This window comes from Meiothermus taiwanensis WR-220, assembly GCF_003568585.1.
Taxonomy (GTDB): Bacteria; Deinococcota; Deinococci; order Deinococcales; family Thermaceae; genus Meiothermus; species Meiothermus taiwanensis.
This window is the reverse complement of record NZ_CP021130.1, coordinates 1,358,818-1,380,582: the sequence shown is the minus strand read 5'-3', so window position 1 is coordinate 1,380,582 and position 21,765 is coordinate 1,358,818. Positions and strand designations below refer to the sequence as shown.

The window sequence follows — 21,765 nt, the reverse complement described above, 5'->3', positions numbered from 1 at the left end:
GCCTTGTCCGGTTTTCCCGTACAGCTTGCATCCTTCTATCGGGCATGCCAGACTTGAGAGGGGAGGTTTGTTTGTTTTCACACAACGCAATCTGCGTTGAAAACGGCCTCCCCTTCAACCCCTGTCTGGGATAATCTCACTCTACTACCCGTTATTTTGCAGGTGTTTTATTTAGCGCCCAGACCACGTAGCGGTTTTGCAGCAACCGCTCGGCCAGGTGGGGGGGCAGGTGCTGCGCCAAACCGCGCAGTAGGTTCTGGGTCTCACGCAGCAAAGCACTCCCCTGCTTCTCACCCAAGGCCCGCGCCCTGGCATAGAGCACCAGGGGGAGGTCGTAGACGCCCAGTGCCCACGGTGCGCGCAGCTCGTAGGCCTCGGCAGAAATTTGCCGGGCTTTCTTGCGGTTACCGGCCCGCAGGTGGTTCAGGGCCAGGGCTGCCAGTGAGCGGGCGGTGTGGCGGTATTCCTTTCTATCACGCCAGACCTGTACCGATTCCTCGAGGGTCTCTTGGCTTTGTTGTAGATACCCCTGCTCGAGCAGGGTAAAGCCCAGGTTAAAAAGCACATGGCCCAGACGGGCCCGCTCACCCATCTCGCGCAGGTCGCGCAGGGCGGCCTCGAGCTCACAGCGTGCCTCCTCCAGGCGGCCCGATACCATGAGGGCGTTGCCGTAGTCGGAGCGGAGCAGGGCCAGGTCGCGCCAAGCCCCAACTTCGGCAGCCTCAACCATGGCCCGCTGCACGGTGGCCTCGAGCGCTGGTTCCAGGCCCAGCACCGCCGCATTGAGCAGAAGGCCCTGCAACGCATCCCACACCGCCCACCAGTCGCCGCGCTCACGGGCCTCCTGGTACAGTAGGTCGGCCATCTGCGTGCTGGCGGCATAGTCGCCTTTGACCCAGTCCACCACCAGCTTGTCGGCCCTTAGCCGGCGCAGCAGGAGGTCGTCTTTGAGCTGGGCTGCCAGCGCATGGGCCTGGGCATACACCTGTTGGTACTGCTCCAGCTCACCCAGCCGAAACCAGTAGCCCGAGAGGTTGCGCAAAGCCAGGGCCTGCATGGCCTGGTCGCCGATATCGTGGAAAGCCTGTATAGAGGCTAGTAGGGGCTCGAGCTGGGCATCGGGGTCGCCACCGCGGTACTCGAGCCAGGCCAGTTTGAACAGGGCATGCCCCCGCTGCCAGGGGGTTTGGGCCAGGGGCATGGCCGCCCGTATGGCTTCGATCCCCTCGGCCGCCCGGCCCGAGACCAGGGCCACATCCGCAGCCAGCAAATGTACACGAAAACGCTCAGGATCGCCCAAATTTTCAAGCAAACGGGCCATCTCCTGGCGCTCGGGGATCTGCAGTTGCCCCAGTGCAACACGGGTCTCGGCGGCTTCGATCAGCATACGGAAGCGCTCCGCATCTGGCTCCATGGGCGGGCACAAAACCTGGGCGCGGAAATAGTGCTCCAGAGCCTGCCGGGCCAGGGGTCCCCGGCGCAGGCTGCGAGCGGCCATCAGATGGGCCACGTAGGCTTCGGCATACTGACCAGCAGCCTCCAGGTGCGCGGCCAGCTGGGGCAACGGCCCCCCCACTTCGCGCAAGGCGTTGGCGATACGCCCGTGCAACCAGCGGCGGCGGGACTCGCTCATCCCGGCCATCACCGCTTGCCGTACCAGTTCGTGGTGCAGGGTATAGCCGGTCGGGTCTAGTCGCAAGAAGCCGCTCTGGGTCAGGCGCTCCAGGGACTCGATGGGGGCCTCGAGGTGGCGCAACAGCCCAGCGGCCAGTGCGGGCGGCAGGGGAAAATCGGCCAGCGCCAGGACCTGCACGATAGGAACCGCCCCCTCGCCGAGTCGCTTAAGCCGCTCCAGCAGTGCATCACGCACGCTGGGCGGAAGGGGCAGTTCGCGGTAGTCGCTGGTAAAGCTGTCGAAGGGGGTATGCCAGGCCCCTGCTTCGGCCCTGAGCAGGCCCTGGTCGAACAGGTAGCGCAGCGTCTCCAGAACATAAAAGACATTCCCTCCGGTGGCCTTAAACAAGCGTTCGGCGAAGCGTTCGCCACCCTCCCGCTGGCCCGAAAGCTGGCGCAGTAGATCGAGCAGGGCCGACTGGTCGATGGGTTCCAGGATTCGCTGCTGCATACGCCCTTCCTGGGCCAGCTCTTGCAGCACCCGCCGCACAGGCTCATTGTTTTGAAGTACCTCAGGCCGGGATGTACCCAGCACTGCAAAGCCCAGCCTCCCCGCCCGGCGCACCAGGTAGGGCAGAAACTCCAGACTGGCCCAGTCCAGCCAATGAAGATCATCCCAGAGCACCACCCCACCGGGCCGAACAATGCTTAGCAAACCCCTGCAAAGCGCCTCAAATAAGCGTGTCTTGTGCATGTTACCGGGTGGGCTCCCCAGCTCAGGCAGAAGCTGAGCCAGCTCCTCTCGCCACGGTGATGCCAGATGGTGAAGCCTGCGATCCTCGTAGGCCTGGCGCAATACCTCCAACACAGCGCTAAAGCCAATTCCCTGGCCGCTTTCGCGCTGGCGAATCCGCAACACCTCGGCAGAACCGGCCCTCGTCCGCCGCCTGGCGTACTCCAGGGCCAGCCGGGTTTTACCCACCCCAGCTTCACCCAGCAGCAGCAGCAGGCCCTGCCCCCAGTGGGTCTCGAGCCAAAAGATATCCGGCTCACGGCCTACCAGGGGCGGCTCAGCCCAGGGGTTGGTGCCGTTGTTTACCGGAGCAGCGAGCCTGCCAGCCAGCATTTGTGCTCCGAAAGCCTTCATTTCCTGGCTTAGCTCGAGGCCCAGCTGCTCCTTGAGCAGCCTCCGAAACTGTTCAAACTGCCGCAGCGCTGCCGCACGATCCCCCATCTGCAGGTATAGGCGCATCACCGCCATTTGCTCGGATTCCTGCAAGGGATCATCCCCCAGAAGCCGGAGGTATACTTTGAGGGCCTCATGGTAATTAGCACCCGCCTCGTAGCTGCGGGCCAGGCCGAGCAGGGCCTCACGATAAAGGCCAGCCCAGCGTTCACGTTCGGGAATCAGCCAGTCCTGGAAATTTTCTGAGGTTTTCACTTCCAGGTCGGCCAGAAAACCACCCCGCCAGAGCGCTGCCGCTTCAGCCCAAGCCCCCTGAGCCATGCGCTGCAGAAATACCTCGAGGTCGGTCTCAACCACCCCCAGGCCGATCGAGGCTGTGGTTTGTACAAACACCTGCTCCCATGGGGTGCGCTTAAGGCGGAATAACTCCTGGCGAAGGTTTCTGCGTGCGGCCACCTCGTCGCCCTCCCATAGCAGATCGGCCAGACGACCCCGCTCCACCGGGTGGCCCACCACCGCCAGGTAGGCCGCCATCGCCGCCGCTTTCCGGGGCAGGAGCAGCACCAGCCGGCCATCCACCCAGAGCTGGGGTGGACCAAGCAGGCTCAGGTAGAGGGCCATTCAATCCTCGCACCGGTTGGGCTACCTCAACCGCACAAGAACCCTATCACCTTTGCCGCGCCCTTATTGCTAAACCCCGGTCATTTGCGAGGCCGCGCTCTGCCAGTCGTGGCTGCGGGCCAGGCTGGTGCCTATCAAAACCCCATCAAACAGCCCCTCCAGCTCCTGCAGTTGGGCCCTGTGGTTGTAGCCCGACTCGGCCACCAGCAAACCTCTAAACCCCGCGGAACGCGCTATACCTCCCAGGCGTGGGGCTGTTCGACGGTCGATGCTCAGATCGATCAGGTTGCGGTTATTCACCCCGATGATGCGGGCCCCTGCCGCCAGGGCCAGCTCGAGTTCGGCTTCGTCGTGCACCTCCACCAGGGCCTCGAGCCCCGCCTGCTCGGCAAGTTGCAGGTAAGACGCTGTGAGCCGGCCCAGCAGCGCCACAATGAGCAGCACCGCCGAGGCCCCCAAGGCCCTGGCCTCGGCCACCTGCACCGGATGCACCGTGAAGTCTTTTCGCAGCACCGGCACATCCACCGCAGCCCGCACATCCCGCAAATCCTGGTCTGAACCGGCAAAGTAGTGCGGCTCGGTCAGCACGCTAATGGCTCGAGCGCCCCCGGCCACATACGCACGGGCCACTTCGGCGGCCTCGAGGGCCACCGCTATCTCGCCTTGCGAGGGGCTCTTGCGCTTGACCTCGGCAATAAGCGATAGGCCCGGCAAACGCAAGGCCTGGCTCAACAGAGGCGGGCTGGGCAGCGCCGGCTCTGTCGGGGCTTGCAAACCTTCCACTTCACGCAAGCGTCGGCGTGCAATCTCACCCAGCACGCCCGGTACACTGGATAGCTCTGGAATCATGTGTTTTATGCTACCGCTTTATAGCCCAGCACGACATGACAAACTGCTGAAACTTCTAGCACCCTGCTCGCACGCGATGCCCGCCCATGAAGCCGCCCCGGTCAAAGTTTAATCGAAATTACTGCACCTGGTTCAATTATTTTGCTAGCATAACAATATGAACGGTATTGTGCTGGCTTTGGGGGGCGGTGGTGTGCGGGGCAGCGCGCATATGGCCCTACTGGATGTGTTAAGCGAGGCCAATATTCCAATTGCAGGGCTGGCCGGTAGCTCCGCTGGCGCGCTGGCAGCGGCTTTATACGCTTTTGGCATCCGTGTACACCACAGCGAGCTGGGCGAGTGGCTCAAAGACCCCGAGCTCGAGCGTTTACAGAAAAACGGCGCTATACACCAGGTAAGCCGCCTGGTCGATTTCATACGGCGGCCTTATCTGGCCGAGGGGGTCAAGATTCGCCAGGGCTACCGCGCGCTGTTCGGTGAGCGGCGCATCGAAGAAAGCCCGATTCCCCTGGTTATTCAGGCCTGCGACCTGACCACCGGGGAGGCGGTTATGCTGCGGGCCGGGCCGGTGGCCGAAGCCTTGGCCGCCAGCAGCGCCGTACCCAGCATTTTCCCTCCGGTGGCCTGGCATGGCCGGCTGCTGATTGATGGCGACGTGGCCGAAAAGGTGCCGGTCACAGCCGCCAAAGCCTTGCAGGCCGGCCCAGTTGTTGCAGTCGATGTGTCCAACCGGGTGATACCCAGCGAGCCCAGAACTGCCCTGGAAGCAGCCCTGCAAGCCGGTGAAGCCTCGCGCCGCCGGCTGTTGAGCATCGCCCTGTCCCAGGCCGACCTGGTAATTGCCCTGGAGGCCGACCCCCCCATCGAAACCTTCGACTATACCAAGGCCCAGAGGGCCTACGAACTGGGCCGCCAGAGGGCCGAGGCCGCCTTACCCAGAATCAAAGAGCTGCTGTTCAGACCCGTCCCAAGCCGCAAACCCTGGTGGTCACGTTTTGCCCAGCTCAAGCCACAGGCGCCAAAAAGCAGCCCCGTATCCCACACAACCCAGGGTCAAAAACAGCACCACTCCTAAGTCAAACCCCATCCGCAGAGCAAAAATCGCCGCCAGGCAGGCCACCCCAAGCCACAGCGCATTCAGGAAAACTTTGCGCACGGGCTCGAGGGGCTGCTTAGTGGATGGACGGAATTGCTGCACCCCAACGGCCACCCACAGCAGGGCAAAAAAACCATTGAGGGCCCAGACCATCCAGGCCGGCAGCCCAACGAATACCGGCAGAGCCAGCCAGGCCAGGCCGAGGTGAAAAAACTGCACCAGCAGGGCCAGCGCGCTTAGCTGCAACAAACCCCGCCGCCTCGAGGCCAGAGGCGCCTCTTGATTCAGCAGATTCGTCCATGACTTCATCGGGCCAGCGCGCGACGGGCCCACCACTGCCAGCCCAGGGCCAGGGCCATCATCCCAAGGCCCACAATTTCTGTGCTGGGGTTGTTGGGCATCAGCATGAGCGCTGCTACCAGGTACAAAAGCCGCTGAAGCCAGTTGGCCTTCCCCAGCAGGTAGCCCAGGGTGGCTGCTGAGAAGGCTGTAAGCCCCAGCAGGGCGGTTGTGATGATACGCCCACCCTCGAGCACGCTCTCCACCCCAATCAGCAGCAGACCCGGATTGAAGAAAACCATATAGGCCAGCAAAGCGGTTCGCAGCTCGTAGACGAAGCCCTGCACACCGGTTCTAAAGGGCTCGCCTTTGGCAATGGCCGAAGCCGCATAGGCCGCCAGGGCCACCGGCGGGGTCGAGTCGGCCATAATGCCAAAATAAAAGGCAAACATGTGGGCCACAATCTTCAGAATGGGCACCTCTATACCTGAGAAGGTCAGGGAGCCATAGTCGATGCCGTTTTGCTCGGCAATTCTGGTAATCACCGGAACCACCAGGCTTGCCATCACCACGTAGTTGGCGGTGGTGGGAAGGCCCATGCCCAGCACCAAACTGATGAGCTGGGCCAGGAACAGAGCCACCAGCAGGTTGCCTCCCGAAAGGGTTTGCAGCAGGTCGGTCAGACCAAACCCAATATTGGTGATGAGCACCACCGCAATGATGATGCCGGCCAGACCGGTGGCGATGGCGATGCCCACCATGTTGCGGGCCCCGTTGGCGAAGCCCTCGATCACGATCCGCGCAAATGAACGCAAGCCACTGACAATCCCCTGTCCACTGCGCTGGGCACGGTAGAGCTCCTGTAGCAGCGCCACCCCAATCATCAAGAAGATGGTGTTGAGCGCGGCCCGTTCGGGCGACATCTCGACAATCAATAAGGCGTAAAGCAGGTAGGCCAGGGGAAAGACGTAGTGCAGTCCCGCCCGGAAGGTCGGCCAGAACCTGGGTAGCTCGGACTTGGGCAGTCCTTTAAGGCCCAGTTTGACCGCCTCTAAATCCACCAGAATGAACAGGGTGGTGTAAGCCAGCAAGGCCGGCACGATAGCCATCAGCACCAGGGCCGAGTACGGTATGCCCAGGAAGTCGGCCATGATAAAAGCCGCCGCTCCCATCACGGGGGGCATCAGCTGCCCGTTGGAGCTGGCCGCCACCTCGACCGCCCCGGCCTTCTCTGCCGAGTAACCCGCCCGCCGCATGGCCGGGATGGTAAAGGTGCCGCTGGTGACCACATTGGAGATGGAAGAGCCCGAGACCACCCCAGTGAGCGCGGAAGAGACAATCGAGGCCTTGGCGGGCCCGCCCCGCACCCCCCCCAAGACGCTAAAAGCCAGATCGGTGAACCATTTGCCAGCCCCGGCCCGCTCGAGGATGGCCCCAAACAGCACAAACACAAACACGGTTCGGGCTGCCACCCCAATGGGCGTGCCCCAGATGCTATCCGAGGCGTTCATGAAGAGCTGGCTCACCAGCGAGCGCCACTGCACCCCCGCGTGGAGCTGGCCCAAGGCACCGGGCAGCTGCCCCTGGAAGAGCCCCTGGGGCCCGGTAAGGGCAAACAGCATAAAGACAACGGTGATGACAGGCATGGCCGGCCCCAGTGAACGCCAGCCCGCCAGCAGCAGCATCAGGATGGTTACACTTCCCACAATCAGGTCGGTCTGGTTGGCCAGCCCACCCCGGATTTCGATCATCTCCTTGTACTGCCACATCACATAGCCGGCCGAGAGGGTTGCGGTGATGCCCAGCACCCAATCGAACAGGGGAATCCGGTCACGCCGGCTGCGGCGGTTGAAGGGGTATACCAGAAACACCAGGGCGAAAGCAAAGGCCAGGTGGGCCGCCCGAAAGAAGAGCTGATCCAGTGAACCAACCCAAGTCGCCCAAACCTGGAATACACTCCAACCCACCGCCAGTCCCAGGATGACCCAGCGGGTCCAGTCGGTTGGTTTTCGCCCCCCTAGCTCGGTCTCCTCAACCAAGCGGGTCGCTTCAACCTCCGGCTTATTGTTATGCATTCATAACCTCCATCTTCACGTCCCCTATTGAACTCGAGCAGGAGGCAGCCCCCTGGCTCACAAGCTGGCATAGTTTTACACCCAAAAACCCACAACGTCCATTTTTGGCCCACAAAAAGTAAGGCCGACTCAACGGTCGGCCCGGACAGGTTCAAGAATTTAGCGAATGATACGCTTTTCGCGGTAGTAGCGCTCGGCGCCGGGGTGCAGGGGAATCGGCAGGTTGCGAGCGGCCAGGTTCACGTTGAAAAAGCGCTGCAGGTTGGGATGAATGGACTTGAAATCGGGGCTATCGAAGGTGGCCTTGAGCATGTTGTACACCACGTCGGCGCTCAGGCTCTCGGCCGCAATCCACATCGAGAGCACCGCCACCGAAGGGGTGGTCACATCCACGCCGCGGTAGGTTTCGCCTGGGATGTTGAAGGCGCGGTAGAAGGGGTACTTCTTAGCCAGCTCCTGCACCCGGCTGGCCTCCACCTCCACCAACTGGATGCGAAGGGTCTGGGCGGCCTGGCTGATCACCGAAGCCCCCAGGCCCCCCGTGAAGAAGAAGGCATCGGCGCGGCCGTCCTGCATCAGGGCCAGGGCGTTGTTAGGGTTGACCCGGATGGCTTCACGCAGGTCGTTCAGGCTGAGTCCGTAGGCCTCGAGCACCTGGCGGGCGTTCTGCTCGGTTCCAGAGCCCACATCGCCGATGACCACCCGCTTGCCCTTGAGGTCGGCAATGGTGTTGATACCGGCCCCGGCGCGGGCCACCACGTGCACCACTTCAGGGTAAAGGATGCCCACTGCACGGATGTTCTTCACCGGTTTGCCTTCAAAAGCCGCAATGCCCGTTCCGTTGTAGGCATAGTAAGCAATATCGTTCTGAGCCAGGCCCATCTGAAGCTCGCCCGAGGCAATGGCGTTGATGTTAAACACCGAACCGCCGGTAGAGCGCGCATTGGCCCGCACCCCAATGTTGGCATCGTTGACCAGCTTGGCGATACCGGTAGCCACGGGGAAATAAACCCCGGTGGTACCACCCGAACCAATGGTGACGAAGGTTTGCGCGAGAGCAGAGCCCATCAGCGCAAGCGAGGTGAAAAGCAACAGGGTCTTTTTCATTTGCGTTCCCTCCTTGTGTCAGCCGGGTTGATTATTTCTCAGTATCGGGGCTGCGTCAACCTCTGTTCTTAGCTTGAAGCGATTGGGTAGAGTGAAGTGTGGTCAGGTTACATATTGAGAAGCTGGTGGCCGGCGGCCTGGGACTGGCCCGCACCCCCTCGGGAACCGCCCTGGTACGGGGTGGTTTGCCAGGTGAGACGGTAGAAGCAGAGCTTTGGCAGCGCAAAAACCATCTCGAGGGTCGGGTGATCCGCGTTCTGGAGGCACATCCGGCGCGGTACCGCCAGGCATTGCCCCCCTCAGCCGATCTGCCGTTGGAATACCCCCACCAGTTGCCCATTAAGCAGCTTTTCGTACAGGAGTCGCTCGAGCGCATTGGCAAGCTCCAATTTGAGCTGGCCCCGGTTCAGCCCTCCCCCAGCTACACCGCCCAGCCCGGCCTTCACTACCGCACGGCTGCCCAGTACGCCTTGCACCCCCAGGGGGGGCTGGCCTACCGGCTGCCCCGCTCCAACGAGCTGGTGCCCGTACCCCACGACCCCCTCATCGCCGAACCCCTCCAACCGGCCTTCGAACTATTGAGCGGTTGGCCGCTCGCTAACCTCGAGGAGGTGGTCTTACGGGGCTCAATCTATGAACAAAAGGTGCAGATCGGGTTTATTGGTGGGCACGCGCGGCATTACAAAAAAACCGCGCAGGCCCTGGTGCAGGAAGGCATCGCCGGTGTGGTTTGGGGTGCCTCGAGCCCCAGGGGTCGTTTCCGCGGGCCACTCCAGCATCTGGCCGGAACCCCCCACCTCCTCGAGGACTTTGGTGGGGTGCTTTCCAGCGTAAACGTGCAAAGTTTCGCCCAGGTCAATCCCAAGGCAGCCGGGCTGCTGTTCCAGGAGGCCGCCCAAGTGGTCGAGCCCGGCCGCAAAGCTGTAGAGCTTTACGCCGGCAGCGGTGTTTTGAGCCTGCACCTGGCCCATCGCTTTACCGAGATGGTGGCCATCGAGATTAACCCCAGCGCGGTCAAGCGGGGGGAGGCCGACCGCGACCGGCTGGGGGTAGAGAACCTGGTGTTTATTCAGGACGACGCCAGGGTGCTGGGCCAGCACCTTCCCGCCGACCTGGTCATGGTTGATCCCCCTCGAGCCGGCCTGGCCCCCGAGGTGCTGGCTGGCCTGCTGGAGAACAGACCCCAACAGATCCTCTACATCGCCTGCGACCCGGCCACCTGGGCCCGCGATGTCGGACGGCTTGTACAGAGCGGTTATCACCTGCGCTTTGCCCGCCCCTACGACTTCTACCCGTTCACCCATCACGTGGAGGTGTTAAGTCTGCTATCGCTCTGAGGATGCCGGTGGGCTTCCACCAATGCACCCCTTGCACTTTGCGGCCGCTTCTCCGAGAATCGTCGCTGTGTTGGTCAAGCGCATCATCCCGTGCCTCGATGTCCACCATGGGCGGGTGGTTAAGGGCGTTAACTTCGTGAACCTGCGGGATGCCGGGGATCCAGTCGAGGCGGCCAAAGCCTACAACCTGGCCGGGGCCGACGAGCTGGTCTTCCTGGATATTACCGCCACCCACGAGAAGCGTGGCCTTATGCTCGATATAGCCACCCAGGTAGCTGAGCAGGTGTTTATTCCCTTTACAGTGGGCGGGGGGGTGCGCAGCCTCGAGGATGCCCGGGCCCTGCTGCTGGCTGGGGCCGACAAAATCTCCATTAACTCGGCGGCTGTTCGGCGACCCGAGCTGATTCGGGAGCTGGCCGAGCACTTTGGCAACCAGGCCGTGGTGCTGGCCATTGATGCGCGCAGAAGCGGCCACTCCTGGGAAGTTTACGTGGCTGGGGGCCGCACCCCCACTGGACTGGACGCGCTGGCCTGGGCTGAGCGGGGCGCCAGCCTGGGTGCGGGGGAAATCCTGCTAACCAGCATGGACGCCGATGGCACCAAGGCCGGCTTCGATCTGGCCTTGTGCCAGGCCGTGTCGCGGGTGGTGGATGTACCGGTCATCGCCTCCGGCGGTGCAGGCAGCCCCCAGCACTTTGTCGAGGTGCTGCAGGATGGCATCGCCGATGCAGCCCTGGCCGCCAGCGTATTTCATTTTGGCGAGATTCACATCCCACAGCTCAAGGCGTACCTGGCCCAGCAGGGTATTCCCGTTCGGCTCGAGGCTTCCGGTGGGTTGCAATCCCCCGCATGACCGCCAAGAATGGGCAAAGAGGAGCCCTATGAATCTCGCTGCTGTTCGCTTCGATACCAACGGCCTGGTTCCGGTCATCGTGCAAGATGCACAGACCGGCCAGGTGCTCACACTGGCCTACGCCAACCTCGAGGCCCTCGAGCAGACCCTACAGACCCGACAAAGCACCTTCTGGAGCCGCAGCCGCGGCGCGCTCTGGGTCAAGGGCCAGACCTCAGGGCACACCCAGCGGGTGGTGGAGGTTGTGCTCGACTGCGACCAGGACGCGGTGGTGTACAAAGTAATCCCGGAGGGCCCGGCCTGCCATACCGGGGCCGAGAGCTGCTTCCATCATCCCCTGACCCCCGCTACCGACCCACCCCTGGGTGAGGTTTTGCAGCGGGTGTACCGCACCATTCAGCAACGCTTAGAGACCCTACCCGAGGGCTCGTACGTCGCCAAGCTGCACCAAGCAGGCCTCGACCGCCTGCTCAAAAAAATCGGTGAGGAGGCCGGTGAGGTAATTATCGCCGCTAAAAACCAGCGCCCCGAGGAGTTGGTCTGGGAAGCCTCAGATCTGCTGTTCCACCTGCTGTTCGTGCTCGCTGAACAAGGCGTCACCCCCGCGGATCTTGCCCGCACACTCTGGAGCCGCCACAAACCGAAGGATCAGGGCTCAGCATAGGAATGCTCTGGAAGTGTTACCAAGGCCTGTGCTGCCACAAAGCTTGGTAATCTTGAGATATGGAAGTGGAATTCGATACCGATATGGACATTGAGCGGCTCCTGGTGCTCGAGATCGCCCGGGTAACCGAGCAGGCTGCACTGGCCGCCAGCCGGCTGGCCGGAATGGGTAAAAAAGACGCTGTGGACGCGGCTGGCACCGAGGCCATGCGCACCGTGCTCTCCGAGCTCCCCATCAATGGCCGGGTCGTGATTGGCGAAGGCGAGATGGACGAAGCCCCCATGCTTTACATCGGCGAGCGCCTCGGACGGGGCGGGCCGGAGGTGGACATTGCGGTGGATCCGGTAGAGGGCACCACCATCACCGCCAAAGGTCTGCCCAACGCCATCACAGTCATTGCCATTAGCGAAAAAGGCGGCTTGGTGGGGGCCCCCGACATGTACATGCAAAAGCTGGTGGTGGGCCCACCGGCGGCCGGCAAGGTGAGCCTGGATTTTCCAGTAGAGGCCAATCTTCGTATCGTTGCCGACTCCCTGCAACGCAAGGTAGAAGACCTGGTGGTGGTCATTTTGGATCGACCCCGGCACGAACAGCTCATCCGCGAGGTGCGGGAAGCCGGGGCCAGGGTCAAGCTGATTACCGACGGCGACGTGGTGGCGGCGGTCTCGGTGGCCGTTCGTGGAACCGGCGTTCACGTCATGATGGGCAGTGGGGGTGCCCCGGAAGGGGTGCTGGCCGCGGCTGCTTTGAAGTGTATGGGCGGGGAGATTCAAGGGCGCTTCCTGCCCAGCAGCCCCGCAGAGCTCGAGCGGCTCCATGCCATGGGGGTGGACGAAAAGAAGATCTACCGCACCAACGACCTCGCCCCGGGCCGGCAGATTGTCTTTTCAGCAACCGGCATCACACACGGAGAGCTGCTCGAAGGGGTGCGCTACTTTGGCGGTGGGGCCCGCACCCACTCGATCGTGATGGGCTACCAGACCAGGGTGGTGCGGTTTATCGACTCTATTCACCTTTTCGAAAGCGGCGCCAGGGTCAACATCCGGGTTTAGTGGCTGAACCCCTCCTCTTGCTCGGCTGGAATCCTTCACCTTGGACTGCCCACGGTGATGAAGGATTCCAGCTGCAAGCGGCATCTCGAATATGGGTCGGTTCGGATCAGAAACCGATGTTTACGCCCACAGCACCGCCCAAACCAAAGGCGCTCGGGCTTCCAAAGAACAGCATGGGGTGTACCTCAACAAAAATACCCACCAGCGGCAGGCCCACATTCAAATAGGTTCCGATCACCCCTCGAGCCCCCAAGCCTCCGCTGCTGGGGCCTTGTGATAGCAGGGATACGGTTGTCCCGGAGGCATAAAACAAACCACCACCCGCGTAAAGATCAGTCAGGGGCAGCGAAACCAGCACATCGGCACCACCCCCCAGCGAAGCCGGCCCGCCAGTAAAGAAGTTGGCACCGCCATACACCCGGCCATCCACTAGCAAGGGCACCAAGGAAAAACGAACACCGGCATTAACGCCAAAAGGGCTCCCAGCCGTCACCTGCACACTCTGGGCCAGAGCCGAACCGAACAGTAAAACCAGCAGGATCAGCCATTTACGCATACAAACCTCCGCGCCAAGTATAAATGGGCGCTTTCCTAGATGGCTACTGGCTTTTGCAATAGTTCAGCAATCTGCACGGCATTTAAGGCCGCTCCCTTCAGCAGCTGGTCTCCCGCCACAAAGAAATCCAGCCCATTATCAAAAACCAGGCTCTTACGGATGCGCCCGACCTCCACATTAAACTTGCCGGTCGCGCTCAGGGGCATGGGATAGCGTTTGGTAGCGGGATCATCGACCAAATCCACCCCCGGGGCTGCGCTTAGCACCGCTCGAGCCGCCTCTGGACTTACGGGTTTTTCAAACTCCACCGTAACCGCCTCGGAGTGCACCCGCAGGGTAGGAACCCTCACTGCTGTGCAGGAAACCCGGATCTCGGGGTCCTCCATGATCTTTTGGGTTTCCCACAGCACCTTCATCTCTTCTTTGGTATAGCCGTTTTCCTGGAAGGCATCGATCTGCGGAATCACGTTAAAGGGCAGGGGGTGAGCAAAGGTTTTATGTTCAACCGCACGCCCGGCCAGGAACTCTTTGGTGCCCTGTAACAGCTCCTCCATCCCGCTTGCGCCGGCCCCCGAAGCACTCTGGTAGGTGCTGACAATCACCTTTCGAGCCTTGAAGGCCTTGTGCAGGGGATGAAGGGCCATCAGCAAAATAGCGGTGGTGCAGTTGGGGTTGGCAATGATGTTCTTGTGGCTCCGGATGGCGTGTGGGTTAATCTCCGGCACAATCAGGGGCACATCCGGCTCATAGCGAAAGGCCGAAGAGTTGTCGATCACCACCGATTGGGTAGCCCATATGGGTGCGTATTGCTTGGAGATGCCGCTGCCTGCACTCGCCAACACCACATCCACCGGCAATGGGGCCTCCGGCAGGGCCTCTACAGCGATTTCCTCTCCTCGAAAAACCATGCCTCGACCAGCGGAGCGTGCCGAGGCGTACAGCCGCAACTCTGAAACCGGAAAGTTTCGCTGCTCGAGCACCTTCAGCAACTCTCTACCAACCGCCCCGGTCGCCCCTACAATCGCGATTTTCATAGCCTTCACCTCTCTTCAACAAAAAACCTGCCAGAACTGGCAGGTAGCGGCAACTCGAGCGAGCCGCCGCTTAGCTGGTGGTGGTGGTATACCAAACCATCTGCGAACAACAATATAAGCAACTCAAGCAAAAGTCAAACCCAACCCCCACTCAACCTAGGTAGAAGCAGATAAGCCCTCAGTTGCAGCGATACTCACCGACCCGCGCCTCGGGCACCTGTAGCCATGCCACCTGGGTCGTTGGGGTATCCGGGGAAGCCAGGCAGCCGGTCACGCGGTTGACCGCGATGGTGAGGTAAGTCCGGCCGGAGGCCACCGCTGGGCCGGGGCGGGCGATGTAGGTGGGCTGGGGTGGGGACTCCAGCACAGCAGAGGGGGCACCAGCCACCTGGGTGCGCTGCACCTGGCGGGCAGGAAACAAGGCTGCAACACCACTGGAGCTGATATTTCCGGTTAGCAGGTCGAAGGTGGCCGTAGCCAGCCCCGGGGGTTGTGGAAAATCGCCGGCGGGGCGGCCGCGCAGGGCCTGTTCTACAAAGTCGCGCCAGATGGGGGGGTTCACCACCGAGCTGCTGGGCTCCACACCGCCCATGCGCTGGGGTTTGTGGTCATCCCGCCCAACCCAGAGCGTAGCCACCAGGCCACGGGTTGCCCCAGCAAACCATAGGTCGATGGCCTCGTCGCTGGTTCCGGTTTTGCCTCCCACAATACGCCCAGGGATGCGCGCCGCCGAGGCCAGGCTCGAGCTGAATCCAGGTGGCACGTCGTAGACGTAGCCTTTGAGCATGTCCCAAATCTGATAGGCCACTTGGGGTGTCCAGAGCAGTACTTTTTTGGTCTCGGGCTGGTAGATTATGCGACCATTGCTATCCTCAACTCGAAGCACCAGCCGGGGCTCCACCCAGTAGCCACCATTGACAAAGCTGGCGTAAGCAGCAGCCAGGCCCATGGGCGTGATCTCGGCACCACCCCCAATGGCGTTGGCCAGCACGGCCATATTGCCGGTCAGGCGAAAACCAGCGGTGCGAAGCTTATCGCCCAGGCGCTGCACCCCAATGGCCTCGGCGGTGCGAATGGCCGGCAGGTTCAACGAGCGATCCAGGGCGTAGCGGATGCTAACCGGGCGGTCGAGGTAGCGGCCATCGAAATTTTTGGGCCGCCACACCCCCTGGGGCGTGCGGTACTCAATCGGCGAGTCGCGCACGGTGGTGGCCTGGGTCCAGCCAGCTTCCAGGGCGACCCCGTAAGTAAAGGGCTTGATGGCTGAGCCGGGGCTGCGCCAGGCCTGGGTGGCCCGGTTGAACTCACCCTCGGTGCCTGGCCGGGCCCCTACCATGGCCAGCACCTCACCCGAGTTGGGCTCGAGGCCGACCAGCGCAAGCTGCGCCTGGTCGGGTAGACGGCGGCCTGTCACCGCCTTTTCCGCAGCGGTCTGCATCCGGAGATCCAGGGTTGTAATTATGCGCAGGCCGCCTTGTTCACGCAGCTTTGCTGTACCTATCTTTTCTTTCAGGTAGCGCTGCACCTCGTATACAAAATAAGGGGCCAGGCGCACATTGCGTTCAGGTACGATCCGCACGCTGGGGTCGACCAGCTTGGCCTCTTTGAGGTTGCCGTTTTCGTCGTATTCCGCTTCCCAGCCCTTGGGCACCAACTTATAACGCCACGCTGCATCGGCCTCGGCCTGGCTGATCCACCCCTCCGAGACCATGTTGTTGAGCAATACCCGCATGCGCCGTCGGGTTGAGCTGAGATCCAGGTAACGGGTGTTCGGAGCAGGAATCAGCACGGCCAGGTAGGCCCCTTCGGCCAGGTTGAGCTCGGACGGCTCTTTACCAAAATAGGCCTGGGCCGCAGCCCAGATTCCCTGTGCGTTGCCGCCCCAGGGCACCACGTTCAGGTACATCTCCAGAATTTCCTCTTTGGAGTAGCGCCGCTCGACCTGAATAGCCAGGGGAAACTCCTTCAGTTTGCGCTCGAGGCCGCTTATACCCCGCCGCTCGAGGGCCAGATCACGCAGCAGCGTGTTCTTGACCACCTGGGTGGTAATGGTTGAGCCCCCCTGTAGATCACCGCGTAAGGTGTAGTACACCCCGCCCAGCAAACGAATGAAGTCTATGCCGTAGTGCCTGAAAAAGCGCTGATCCTCCGAAACCACCACCGCCACGGCCGCTGCAGGGGATACCTCGGAAAGCCGCACCAACTGCCGGGCAATAGCCCGCCCATCCTCCACCGAGGCCAGATCGGCAATGGGAATGCCATCACGGGTATAGAAGGTAGAGGTTGCCGTGAAGCGCAAATCTTCAAGAGTCTCGAGGCTGGGCAGGTCGCGCAGAAGCAGCCAGGTCACATACCCTGCGGCCCCCAGTGCGCCCAGAAACCCTGCGAGTAGCACCAGCCGCAAAACCTGAAGCAATCTTCGCACGTGCCCTAGTTTAGCAGCATTGTATTAGAGGGTTTGTAAGGCTCGTTGTGAGCACAAAGGCCTAAGGGCTGGGCTGCGGCTTTGCCAGGTTGCGAAGGATATTGGAAAAGGCCCTACGGTCTACCGGCTTGGAAATCACGTGTTCCACCCTGGCAAACTCAGCGGTTAGCTTGGTTCGCTCGTCACCATCAGTAATGAACAGCACCACCGGCACTTCTCGCAGGCGACGGCTCATTTTGAGACGGGAGGCAATCGAAAAGGGATCTATTTCAATCGCATCGTCCAGTACGATGGCACGGGGGGTATGGGCTTTCAGATAATCCAGGCCTTCTTTAGCACTCTCGAAGAATTGTGCCTCAATACCTTGCTCCTCGATGACCAGCTCAAGCAAAGCCCGCAAGGTCTGGCTCGAGGTTACTATCAACACTTTATTGCTTGGCATCGCTTCCGACATACTAGCTAGATGGTAGCAAACCCAGGGCTTAGAACAGGCCCAAATATCACAGTCATGCAATAAGCGCCAGCGGGGCTGGAGGCGCCTTTCCTAGCGTGACATTGTCGTAAGACAAACAACCCGAGGGTGAACATCCCTCGGGTTGCTGCGTCCTGCTGCTGGCTGGGGCACGTGGACTCGAACCACGACCGACGGTTCCAAAGACCGTTGTCCTGCCATTAGACGATGCCCCAGCAGGAGGCGCCATCGGGTTGCCAGAAACCCCGCAGGACAGCAATCGGTATTTTAGGGGTCTTCGCAGCGTGTGTCAAACCCATGTAATCGGTCAATACATTTGAGACTCCAGGGGAACCGACACCTCCTGTAGCTTAGCCAGGTACTCCACCGGCGCCAACCCCCCCAGGGCCATGTGCGGCCGGTGCAGGTTGTAGTGCTCCAGATAACCCTCCAGCTCCCCTTGAATAGCCTCTATCCCCAGCGGTAAAGCCCGCGTGTAAAACTCATCCCGAAACGTCCGCTGCAGCCGCTCTACCATCCCGTTCAGCTTCGGACTCCTCGGCGGCAAAACAAAAAGCTCTATCCCCAATACCCGACAACCCTCCTCAAACTCCGCCATGAACTCGCTGCCCCCATCCACCTGGATCGCACGGATGACACAAGGACATCGCCGCACCAGCTGCTGCAGAAAATCCAGCGCCGTCTTAGCACTCGCCCGGCTGTACACCCCCGCCGTCCCCCAGCGGCTTACCGTGTCCACCGCCGTAAACTGCCGCAGACCCGTCCCGTCCCCCAGATCCACCCACAGCGTATCCACCTGTACCAGATCCCCAGGCCGCAGCGCCGTGTACTCCGCGGGCTTCCTCCGGGCATAGGGCCGCTGGCTCTTCCTGCGCAAACGGGCCTTACGGTTTCTGGCCAGGAAAGCGCTCACCGGCTCCACCCGGCCGCTTCGCTCCAGGTAGCTCAGGATGCGTCCTACCGTGCGTTCGCTTAGGGTGTAGCCCTCTCTGTGCAGTCTCTGCCCGATGCGCCAGCGGCCCCAGGTGGGGTTTTGTTTGCGCAGCCGCTCTATGCGTATGAGGACATCGGGTTTCCAGTGTACCTTCCGGCGCAGCTTCCTGGGTTTGCGGCTTTTGGGTTTGAGGCCGGCAAGGTCTTGTTCTTCGAGTCTTTTTTTCCAGCGGTGGTAGGTGGCCTTGCTGATGCCTACCAGCTTTTGGACTTCGTCCCAGGGAACTTTCTTTTTTCTGAGGGTCTCTACCAGTTTGAGCTTCCGCAGGCGCTCGGCCACGACGGGGTCGCCGGCGCCTGCTTGTTCGAGCTGGCTGGCTTGGTTGGCGGCTTTGAGCAGGGGTTTTCCAACTGTAGTAAGCTGCATCTGGGGGAACCTCCTTTCCAGAGTCGGTTCCCCCTATTCTCTTTCGCTCAGAGTCTCACATGTATCCGGCCGAGCACAACCCACCGGCCAGCCTAGGCTGCATAGCCTAGCATCCGCCGTAAAAGACGGGGGTTTTGCGTATGGGCTTGCAGGTCGGCCGCAAGAAGCTTCAAGTATTCAGCAAAGACGGGCTCGAGCTGGGGCATCCAGGCGCGCAACACAGCCTCGGAAAGGCCCAGGTGCTCGGCCCACAGCTCGACCAGCTCTGTCGACTTGATGGGCAGGTGGGCCTGCCAGCGGTAGTGCAAGGTGGGCACCAGGTGCGCCACCACAAAATGCCGATCAATTAGCCAGTCCAGTTGAGTACCTTGCTTCTGGACAAACAGGGCCAGGGCAGTAAGGGCGCTTTGTTCTAGGGTTTTGACGTCGAGAGCATGTTTCATGTTTGTTCTCCCTGATCGGCCAGGCTCGAGCCGATGTCTTTATGGTAGTGGGTAGGCTGGCAACTGAGAATGGCAAATCGAAATAAAGAATCGGACTTTACAAACGAAAACAAAGTAAAATTTGCTTATGACTATTGAATCTAAACATCTAGACGAGGTCTCGTGGAAGATCCTGGAGCTGCTTCAGCAAAACGCCCGCCTGCCCTACAGCGAACTGGGCCGGCAGGTGGGGCTATCGGCGCCCGCCGTGGCCGAGCGGGTTCGTCGAATGGAGGAAGCCGGGATTATCCGGGGCTACCGGGCCGATGTGGATCCCAGCCAGCTGGGGTACACCCTCGAGGTCTTCATCCGCGCCGAGGTCACACACAGCAACCACGAGGCCGCCATCCGCTATATAGCCCAGCTACCCAATGTGCTCGAGTTCTGGAATCTGACAGGGCGCGACGGCTACCTGATCCGGGCGGTGTTTCGTTCTGTGCAAGAGCTCGAGCAGGTGCTAAACCAGAAGCTGGGCGTTTACGGCACGACCACCACGGCCCTGGTGCTTTCCAAACCGGTGGCCTTTCGCGTTCTCAGCAAAGCGCAAGCAATCCAGTAACGCCGTGATTCACAGGTCGTACCAGGGGGGCCGACCTCGGAACAGCTCAATGGGCGCCCCCAAGACCTCTTCCCTTCCAGCCTCCACCAGCGAGATGACCTGTGGTGGGCAGCTCTCCACGCAAGCCCCGCACCCTGTACAGGCCGACACATTCAACTTGAGCACGTACTCTTCGCCGTCGGTGGCGCGTTCACGCTCAACGGCCTTGGTAGGGCAGACATTGCTACAGACCGGACATAAGGTACACCCTTCAGCCACCGAGATGCGCGGCCAGCGAACGGTCTGGGCCCGGTAAGCGGCCAGCCTGCGCAAGCGAAGCTCGGCAGGTAGCTCACCCCGTTTGTCCTCATAGGGTTCTGAAGGCGGTAGGGGCAGGTTGGGCACCAGTTCCGCAGCCGAGCGCTTGGCCCCTCCCAGCAGGGCCCCAAAAAACTCCCGGCGGCCTACCTCGGCCCCGCGCAGGGCCTGGTTTTGTATCTGCACCTCGAGCCCGGGAAAATACCTCTGAGCCTCCTGCGCCGCCCATTGCACACGCTCTGGAATGGTGGGGCCACCAATCCGGCAGCTTTCGCAGTCGCCCCGCGCCAGGATGAGCACACCAAAGCGAGAGGCGGCTTCGGCCAAAGCGCCAGGGGTTAACTGGCCCAGGCAGTGGATTTCGTCGCCCGCCCCCGGCGCCTTAGAGCAGCGTATCTGGCCGCGTCCGCGGTGCAATTTCTCCTGTATGGGGCCCAGGGGAAACTCGAGGGCCAGGCCGGGGCAGACGGCTGTGCACAGCCCGCAGCTTGTACACTTTATCTCGTCAATCTCAGCAGTAAAGCTCTCCAGGTTAATTGCCCCGTGCGGGCAAACCTGCTGGCATTTGTCGCATCCCCCAACGCTGTTGCGCTCGAGCAGGCAGCGCGGCCCGGTGTATTCCGGGGTGGGGTCGGTAAGTTTTAGAAAGGCCCCTACGAGGTTGTCAAGCAGTCCCACAATCTACAGCCTACCGGATTGCCTGAGGCAAAGAGAGGAAAAACCAACAGTTCCGGCCAAAGGGCTGTGGGGTATTTACTACACCCTCGAGGCCGGCCTGGGCATCAGGTCTTCGATGGCTTGCAAAAACTGCTCAAACTGGGCAAAGTCAAGCTGCTGTTCGTTGTCGGAGAGGGCCACTTTAGGGTTGGGGTGTACCTCTACGTGCACCCCATCGAGGCCGGCTGCCAGAGCAGCTCGAGCCAGGGGGGCCAGCAGATCCCGCCGCCCTGCCGCGTGGGTCACATCCACAATCACCGGCAGGTGGGTGAGCTGTTTAGCCAGGATGGCCGCCGATAGATCGAGGGTGTTTCGGGTCCACTTCTCATAGGTGCGGATGCCGCGCTCGCACAAGATCACCTCGGAATTGCCCTGCGAAAGTATATATTCGGCGCTATAAAACCACTCCTCGATGGTCTGGGCAAAACCCCGCTTGAGCAGCACCGGCTTGTTGGCCTTGCCCACCTCACGCAGCAGGGCAAAGTTCTGCGCGTTGCGGGTGCCCACCTGCAGGATATCGGCGTACTGGGCCACCCGCTCCACGTCGCGGGTATCCATCACCTCGGTCACAAACACCATCCCGTTGGCATCGGCCGCCGCACGGCCTATCTTGAGGGCCGGTTCCCCCATACCCTGAAAACCATATGGGGAGGTGCGGGGCTTGTAGGCCCCACCGCGCAACACCTTCACCCCGCGCCCGGCCAGAAACTTGGCTGTGACCAGCATCTGCTCCTCCGACTCAATGGAGCAGGGCCCGGCCACCAACACCTTATCCCGGCCAAAGACCACATCCCCTACCCTAACCGTGGTGTCCTCGGGCTTGACCTGGCGCGAGTAGAGGAATTTTTGTTTATCTTGCTGCTCTTCTAAGTCCAGCGAGGCCTTGAAAATTTCCTTGAACAGCCGCTTGATGGTCTCAGCCGGGTAAGGCCCCGGGTTCTCCTGGGTCAGGTAGGCCAGCATCTCCTCTTCCCTTTTGGGGTCGTAGTGGGGCAGGCCCAGTTCGGTTTGTACCCGGCCGATCTCACTCACCAGCTTGCCGCGCTCAGAGAGAAGGCGGAGCAGTTCACGGTTAATCCGGTCAACCTCTTTGCGCAGGTCTAAGATTCGCTGATCCATGAACCCAATGG

Annotated in this window: 18 protein-coding genes, 1 tRNA gene and 1 pseudogene; 6 read left to right on the top strand and 14 right to left on the bottom strand. The window is 61.5% G+C overall.

The features are described from left to right. Nucleotides 1-151 precede the first annotated feature (151 nt). Together MTAI_RS06760 and trpC are read right to left on the bottom strand one after the other, a co-directional pair. Nucleotides 152-3,421 carry an ATP-binding protein gene (locus MTAI_RS06760; RefSeq protein WP_027888757.1) on the bottom strand — a complete coding sequence of 1,090 codons (3,270 nt, stop codon included), beginning with the start codon at nt 3,419-3,421 and terminating at the stop codon, nt 152-154. A 69-nt stretch (nt 3,422-3,490) separates the two neighbouring features. After that, nucleotides 3,491-4,270, bottom strand: a complete 780-nt coding sequence (gene trpC, locus MTAI_RS06755) for an indole-3-glycerol phosphate synthase TrpC (RefSeq protein WP_027888756.1) — start codon at nt 4,268-4,270, stop codon at nt 3,491-3,493. A 157-nt stretch (nt 4,271-4,427) separates the two neighbouring features. On the opposite strand from trpC, the gene MTAI_RS06750 reads away from it, so the two are divergent. Then, entirely contained in the window at nt 4,428-5,345 is a 918-nt protein-coding gene (locus tag MTAI_RS06750; RefSeq protein WP_027888755.1) for a patatin-like phospholipase family protein, read from the top strand. Here MTAI_RS06750 and MTAI_RS06745 read toward each other — a convergent pair. The 3 genes from MTAI_RS06745 to MTAI_RS06735 all read right to left on the bottom strand — a co-directional run bounded on the left by MTAI_RS06745 (nt 5,259) and on the right by MTAI_RS06735 (nt 8,827). Beyond that, nucleotides 5,259-5,675 (bottom strand): hypothetical protein, encoded by a 417-nt coding sequence (locus MTAI_RS06745; protein WP_131455684.1) that lies wholly within the window; start codon nt 5,673-5,675, stop codon nt 5,259-5,261. The two genes, MTAI_RS06750 and MTAI_RS06745, sit on opposite strands and share 87 nt — an antisense overlap. Beyond that, nucleotides 5,672-7,720, bottom strand: a complete 2,049-nt coding sequence (locus MTAI_RS06740; RefSeq protein WP_027888753.1) for a TRAP transporter permease — start codon at nt 7,718-7,720, stop codon at nt 5,672-5,674. The genes MTAI_RS06745 and MTAI_RS06740 overlap by 4 nt, the downstream gene beginning before the upstream one ends. A gap of 159 nt (nt 7,721-7,879) precedes the next feature. Continuing rightward, nucleotides 7,880-8,827: a TAXI family TRAP transporter solute-binding subunit gene (locus tag MTAI_RS06735; RefSeq protein ID WP_027888752.1), complete on the bottom strand. Its 948-nt coding sequence runs from the start codon at nt 8,825-8,827 to the stop codon at nt 7,880-7,882. A gap of 98 nt (nt 8,828-8,925) precedes the next feature. On the opposite strand from MTAI_RS06735, the gene MTAI_RS06730 reads away from it, so the two are divergent. From MTAI_RS06730 to glpX, 4 genes are all read left to right on the top strand, one after another. Further along, nucleotides 8,926-10,164 carry a class I SAM-dependent RNA methyltransferase gene (locus MTAI_RS06730; protein ID WP_027888751.1) on the top strand — a complete coding sequence of 413 codons (1,239 nt, stop codon included), beginning with the start codon at nt 8,926-8,928 and terminating at the stop codon, nt 10,162-10,164. Nucleotides 10,165-10,231: 67 nt separating this feature from the next. Further along, entirely contained in the window at nt 10,232-11,017 is a 786-nt protein-coding gene (gene hisF / locus MTAI_RS06725; RefSeq protein WP_027888750.1) for an imidazole glycerol phosphate synthase subunit HisF, read from the top strand. Between the two features lie 28 nt (nt 11,018-11,045). Beyond that, nucleotides 11,046-11,681 carry a bifunctional phosphoribosyl-AMP cyclohydrolase/phosphoribosyl-ATP diphosphatase HisIE gene (gene hisIE / locus MTAI_RS06720; protein ID WP_027888749.1) on the top strand — a complete coding sequence of 212 codons (636 nt, stop codon included), beginning with the start codon at nt 11,046-11,048 and terminating at the stop codon, nt 11,679-11,681. A gap of 83 nt (nt 11,682-11,764) precedes the next feature. Continuing rightward, on the top strand, nt 11,765-12,733 hold the full coding sequence (gene glpX, locus MTAI_RS06715; RefSeq protein WP_027888748.1) for a class II fructose-bisphosphatase: 969 nt from the start codon (nt 11,765-11,767) through the stop codon (nt 12,731-12,733). Between the two features lie 106 nt (nt 12,734-12,839). Here glpX and MTAI_RS06710 read toward each other — a convergent pair whose 3' ends face one another. The 7 genes and pseudogenes from MTAI_RS06710 to MTAI_RS06680 form a co-directional block, all read right to left on the bottom strand. Then, the gene (locus MTAI_RS06710) at nt 12,840-13,289 is read right to left on the bottom strand and encodes a hypothetical protein (protein ID WP_027888747.1); all 450 of its coding nucleotides are present in this window, start codon (nt 13,287-13,289) and stop codon (nt 12,840-12,842) included. Between the two features lie 35 nt (nt 13,290-13,324). Further along, entirely contained in the window at nt 13,325-14,323 is a 999-nt protein-coding gene (locus tag MTAI_RS06705; RefSeq protein ID WP_027888746.1) for an aspartate-semialdehyde dehydrogenase, read from the bottom strand. Between the two features lie 178 nt (nt 14,324-14,501). Continuing rightward, complete coding sequence (locus MTAI_RS06700; protein ID WP_027888745.1) at nt 14,502-16,748, bottom strand: transglycosylase domain-containing protein; 2,247 nt, start codon at nt 16,746-16,748, stop codon at nt 14,502-14,504. 61 nt (nt 16,749-16,809) lie between these two features. Further along, nucleotides 16,810-17,202 carry a response regulator gene (locus tag MTAI_RS06695; RefSeq protein WP_027888744.1) on the bottom strand — a complete coding sequence of 131 codons (393 nt, stop codon included), beginning with the start codon at nt 17,200-17,202 and terminating at the stop codon, nt 16,810-16,812. 159 nt (nt 17,203-17,361) lie between these two features. Continuing rightward, a tRNA-Gln gene (locus tag MTAI_RS06690) sits at nt 17,362-17,435 on the bottom strand. After that, a pseudogene (locus MTAI_RS06685) lies at nt 17,421-18,580 on the bottom strand (integrase core domain-containing protein). The gene MTAI_RS06690 and the pseudogene MTAI_RS06685 overlap by 15 nt, the downstream one beginning before the upstream one ends. A gap of 92 nt (nt 18,581-18,672) precedes the next feature. Then, the gene (locus MTAI_RS06680; protein ID WP_043982261.1) at nt 18,673-19,023 is read right to left on the bottom strand and encodes a hypothetical protein; all 351 of its coding nucleotides are present in this window, start codon (nt 19,021-19,023) and stop codon (nt 18,673-18,675) included. A gap of 127 nt (nt 19,024-19,150) precedes the next feature. Between MTAI_RS06680 and MTAI_RS06675 the strand changes: the two genes are divergently transcribed. Beyond that, nucleotides 19,151-19,621, top strand: coding sequence for an Lrp/AsnC family transcriptional regulator (locus tag MTAI_RS06675; protein WP_027888918.1), 471 nt, complete (start codon nt 19,151-19,153; stop codon nt 19,619-19,621). A gap of 9 nt (nt 19,622-19,630) precedes the next feature. Here the strand turns inward: MTAI_RS06675 and MTAI_RS06670 are convergent, their stop codons facing one another. Both MTAI_RS06670 and MTAI_RS06665 read right to left on the bottom strand, forming a co-directional pair. After that, nucleotides 19,631-20,596, bottom strand: a complete 966-nt coding sequence (locus tag MTAI_RS06670) for a 4Fe-4S dicluster domain-containing protein (RefSeq protein ID WP_027888919.1) — start codon at nt 20,594-20,596, stop codon at nt 19,631-19,633. A gap of 78 nt (nt 20,597-20,674) precedes the next feature. Then, nucleotides 20,675-21,754 carry a bifunctional 3-deoxy-7-phosphoheptulonate synthase/chorismate mutase gene (locus MTAI_RS06665; RefSeq protein ID WP_027888920.1) on the bottom strand — a complete coding sequence of 360 codons (1,080 nt, stop codon included), beginning with the start codon at nt 21,752-21,754 and terminating at the stop codon, nt 20,675-20,677. Nucleotides 21,755-21,765: the final 11 nt, after the last annotated feature.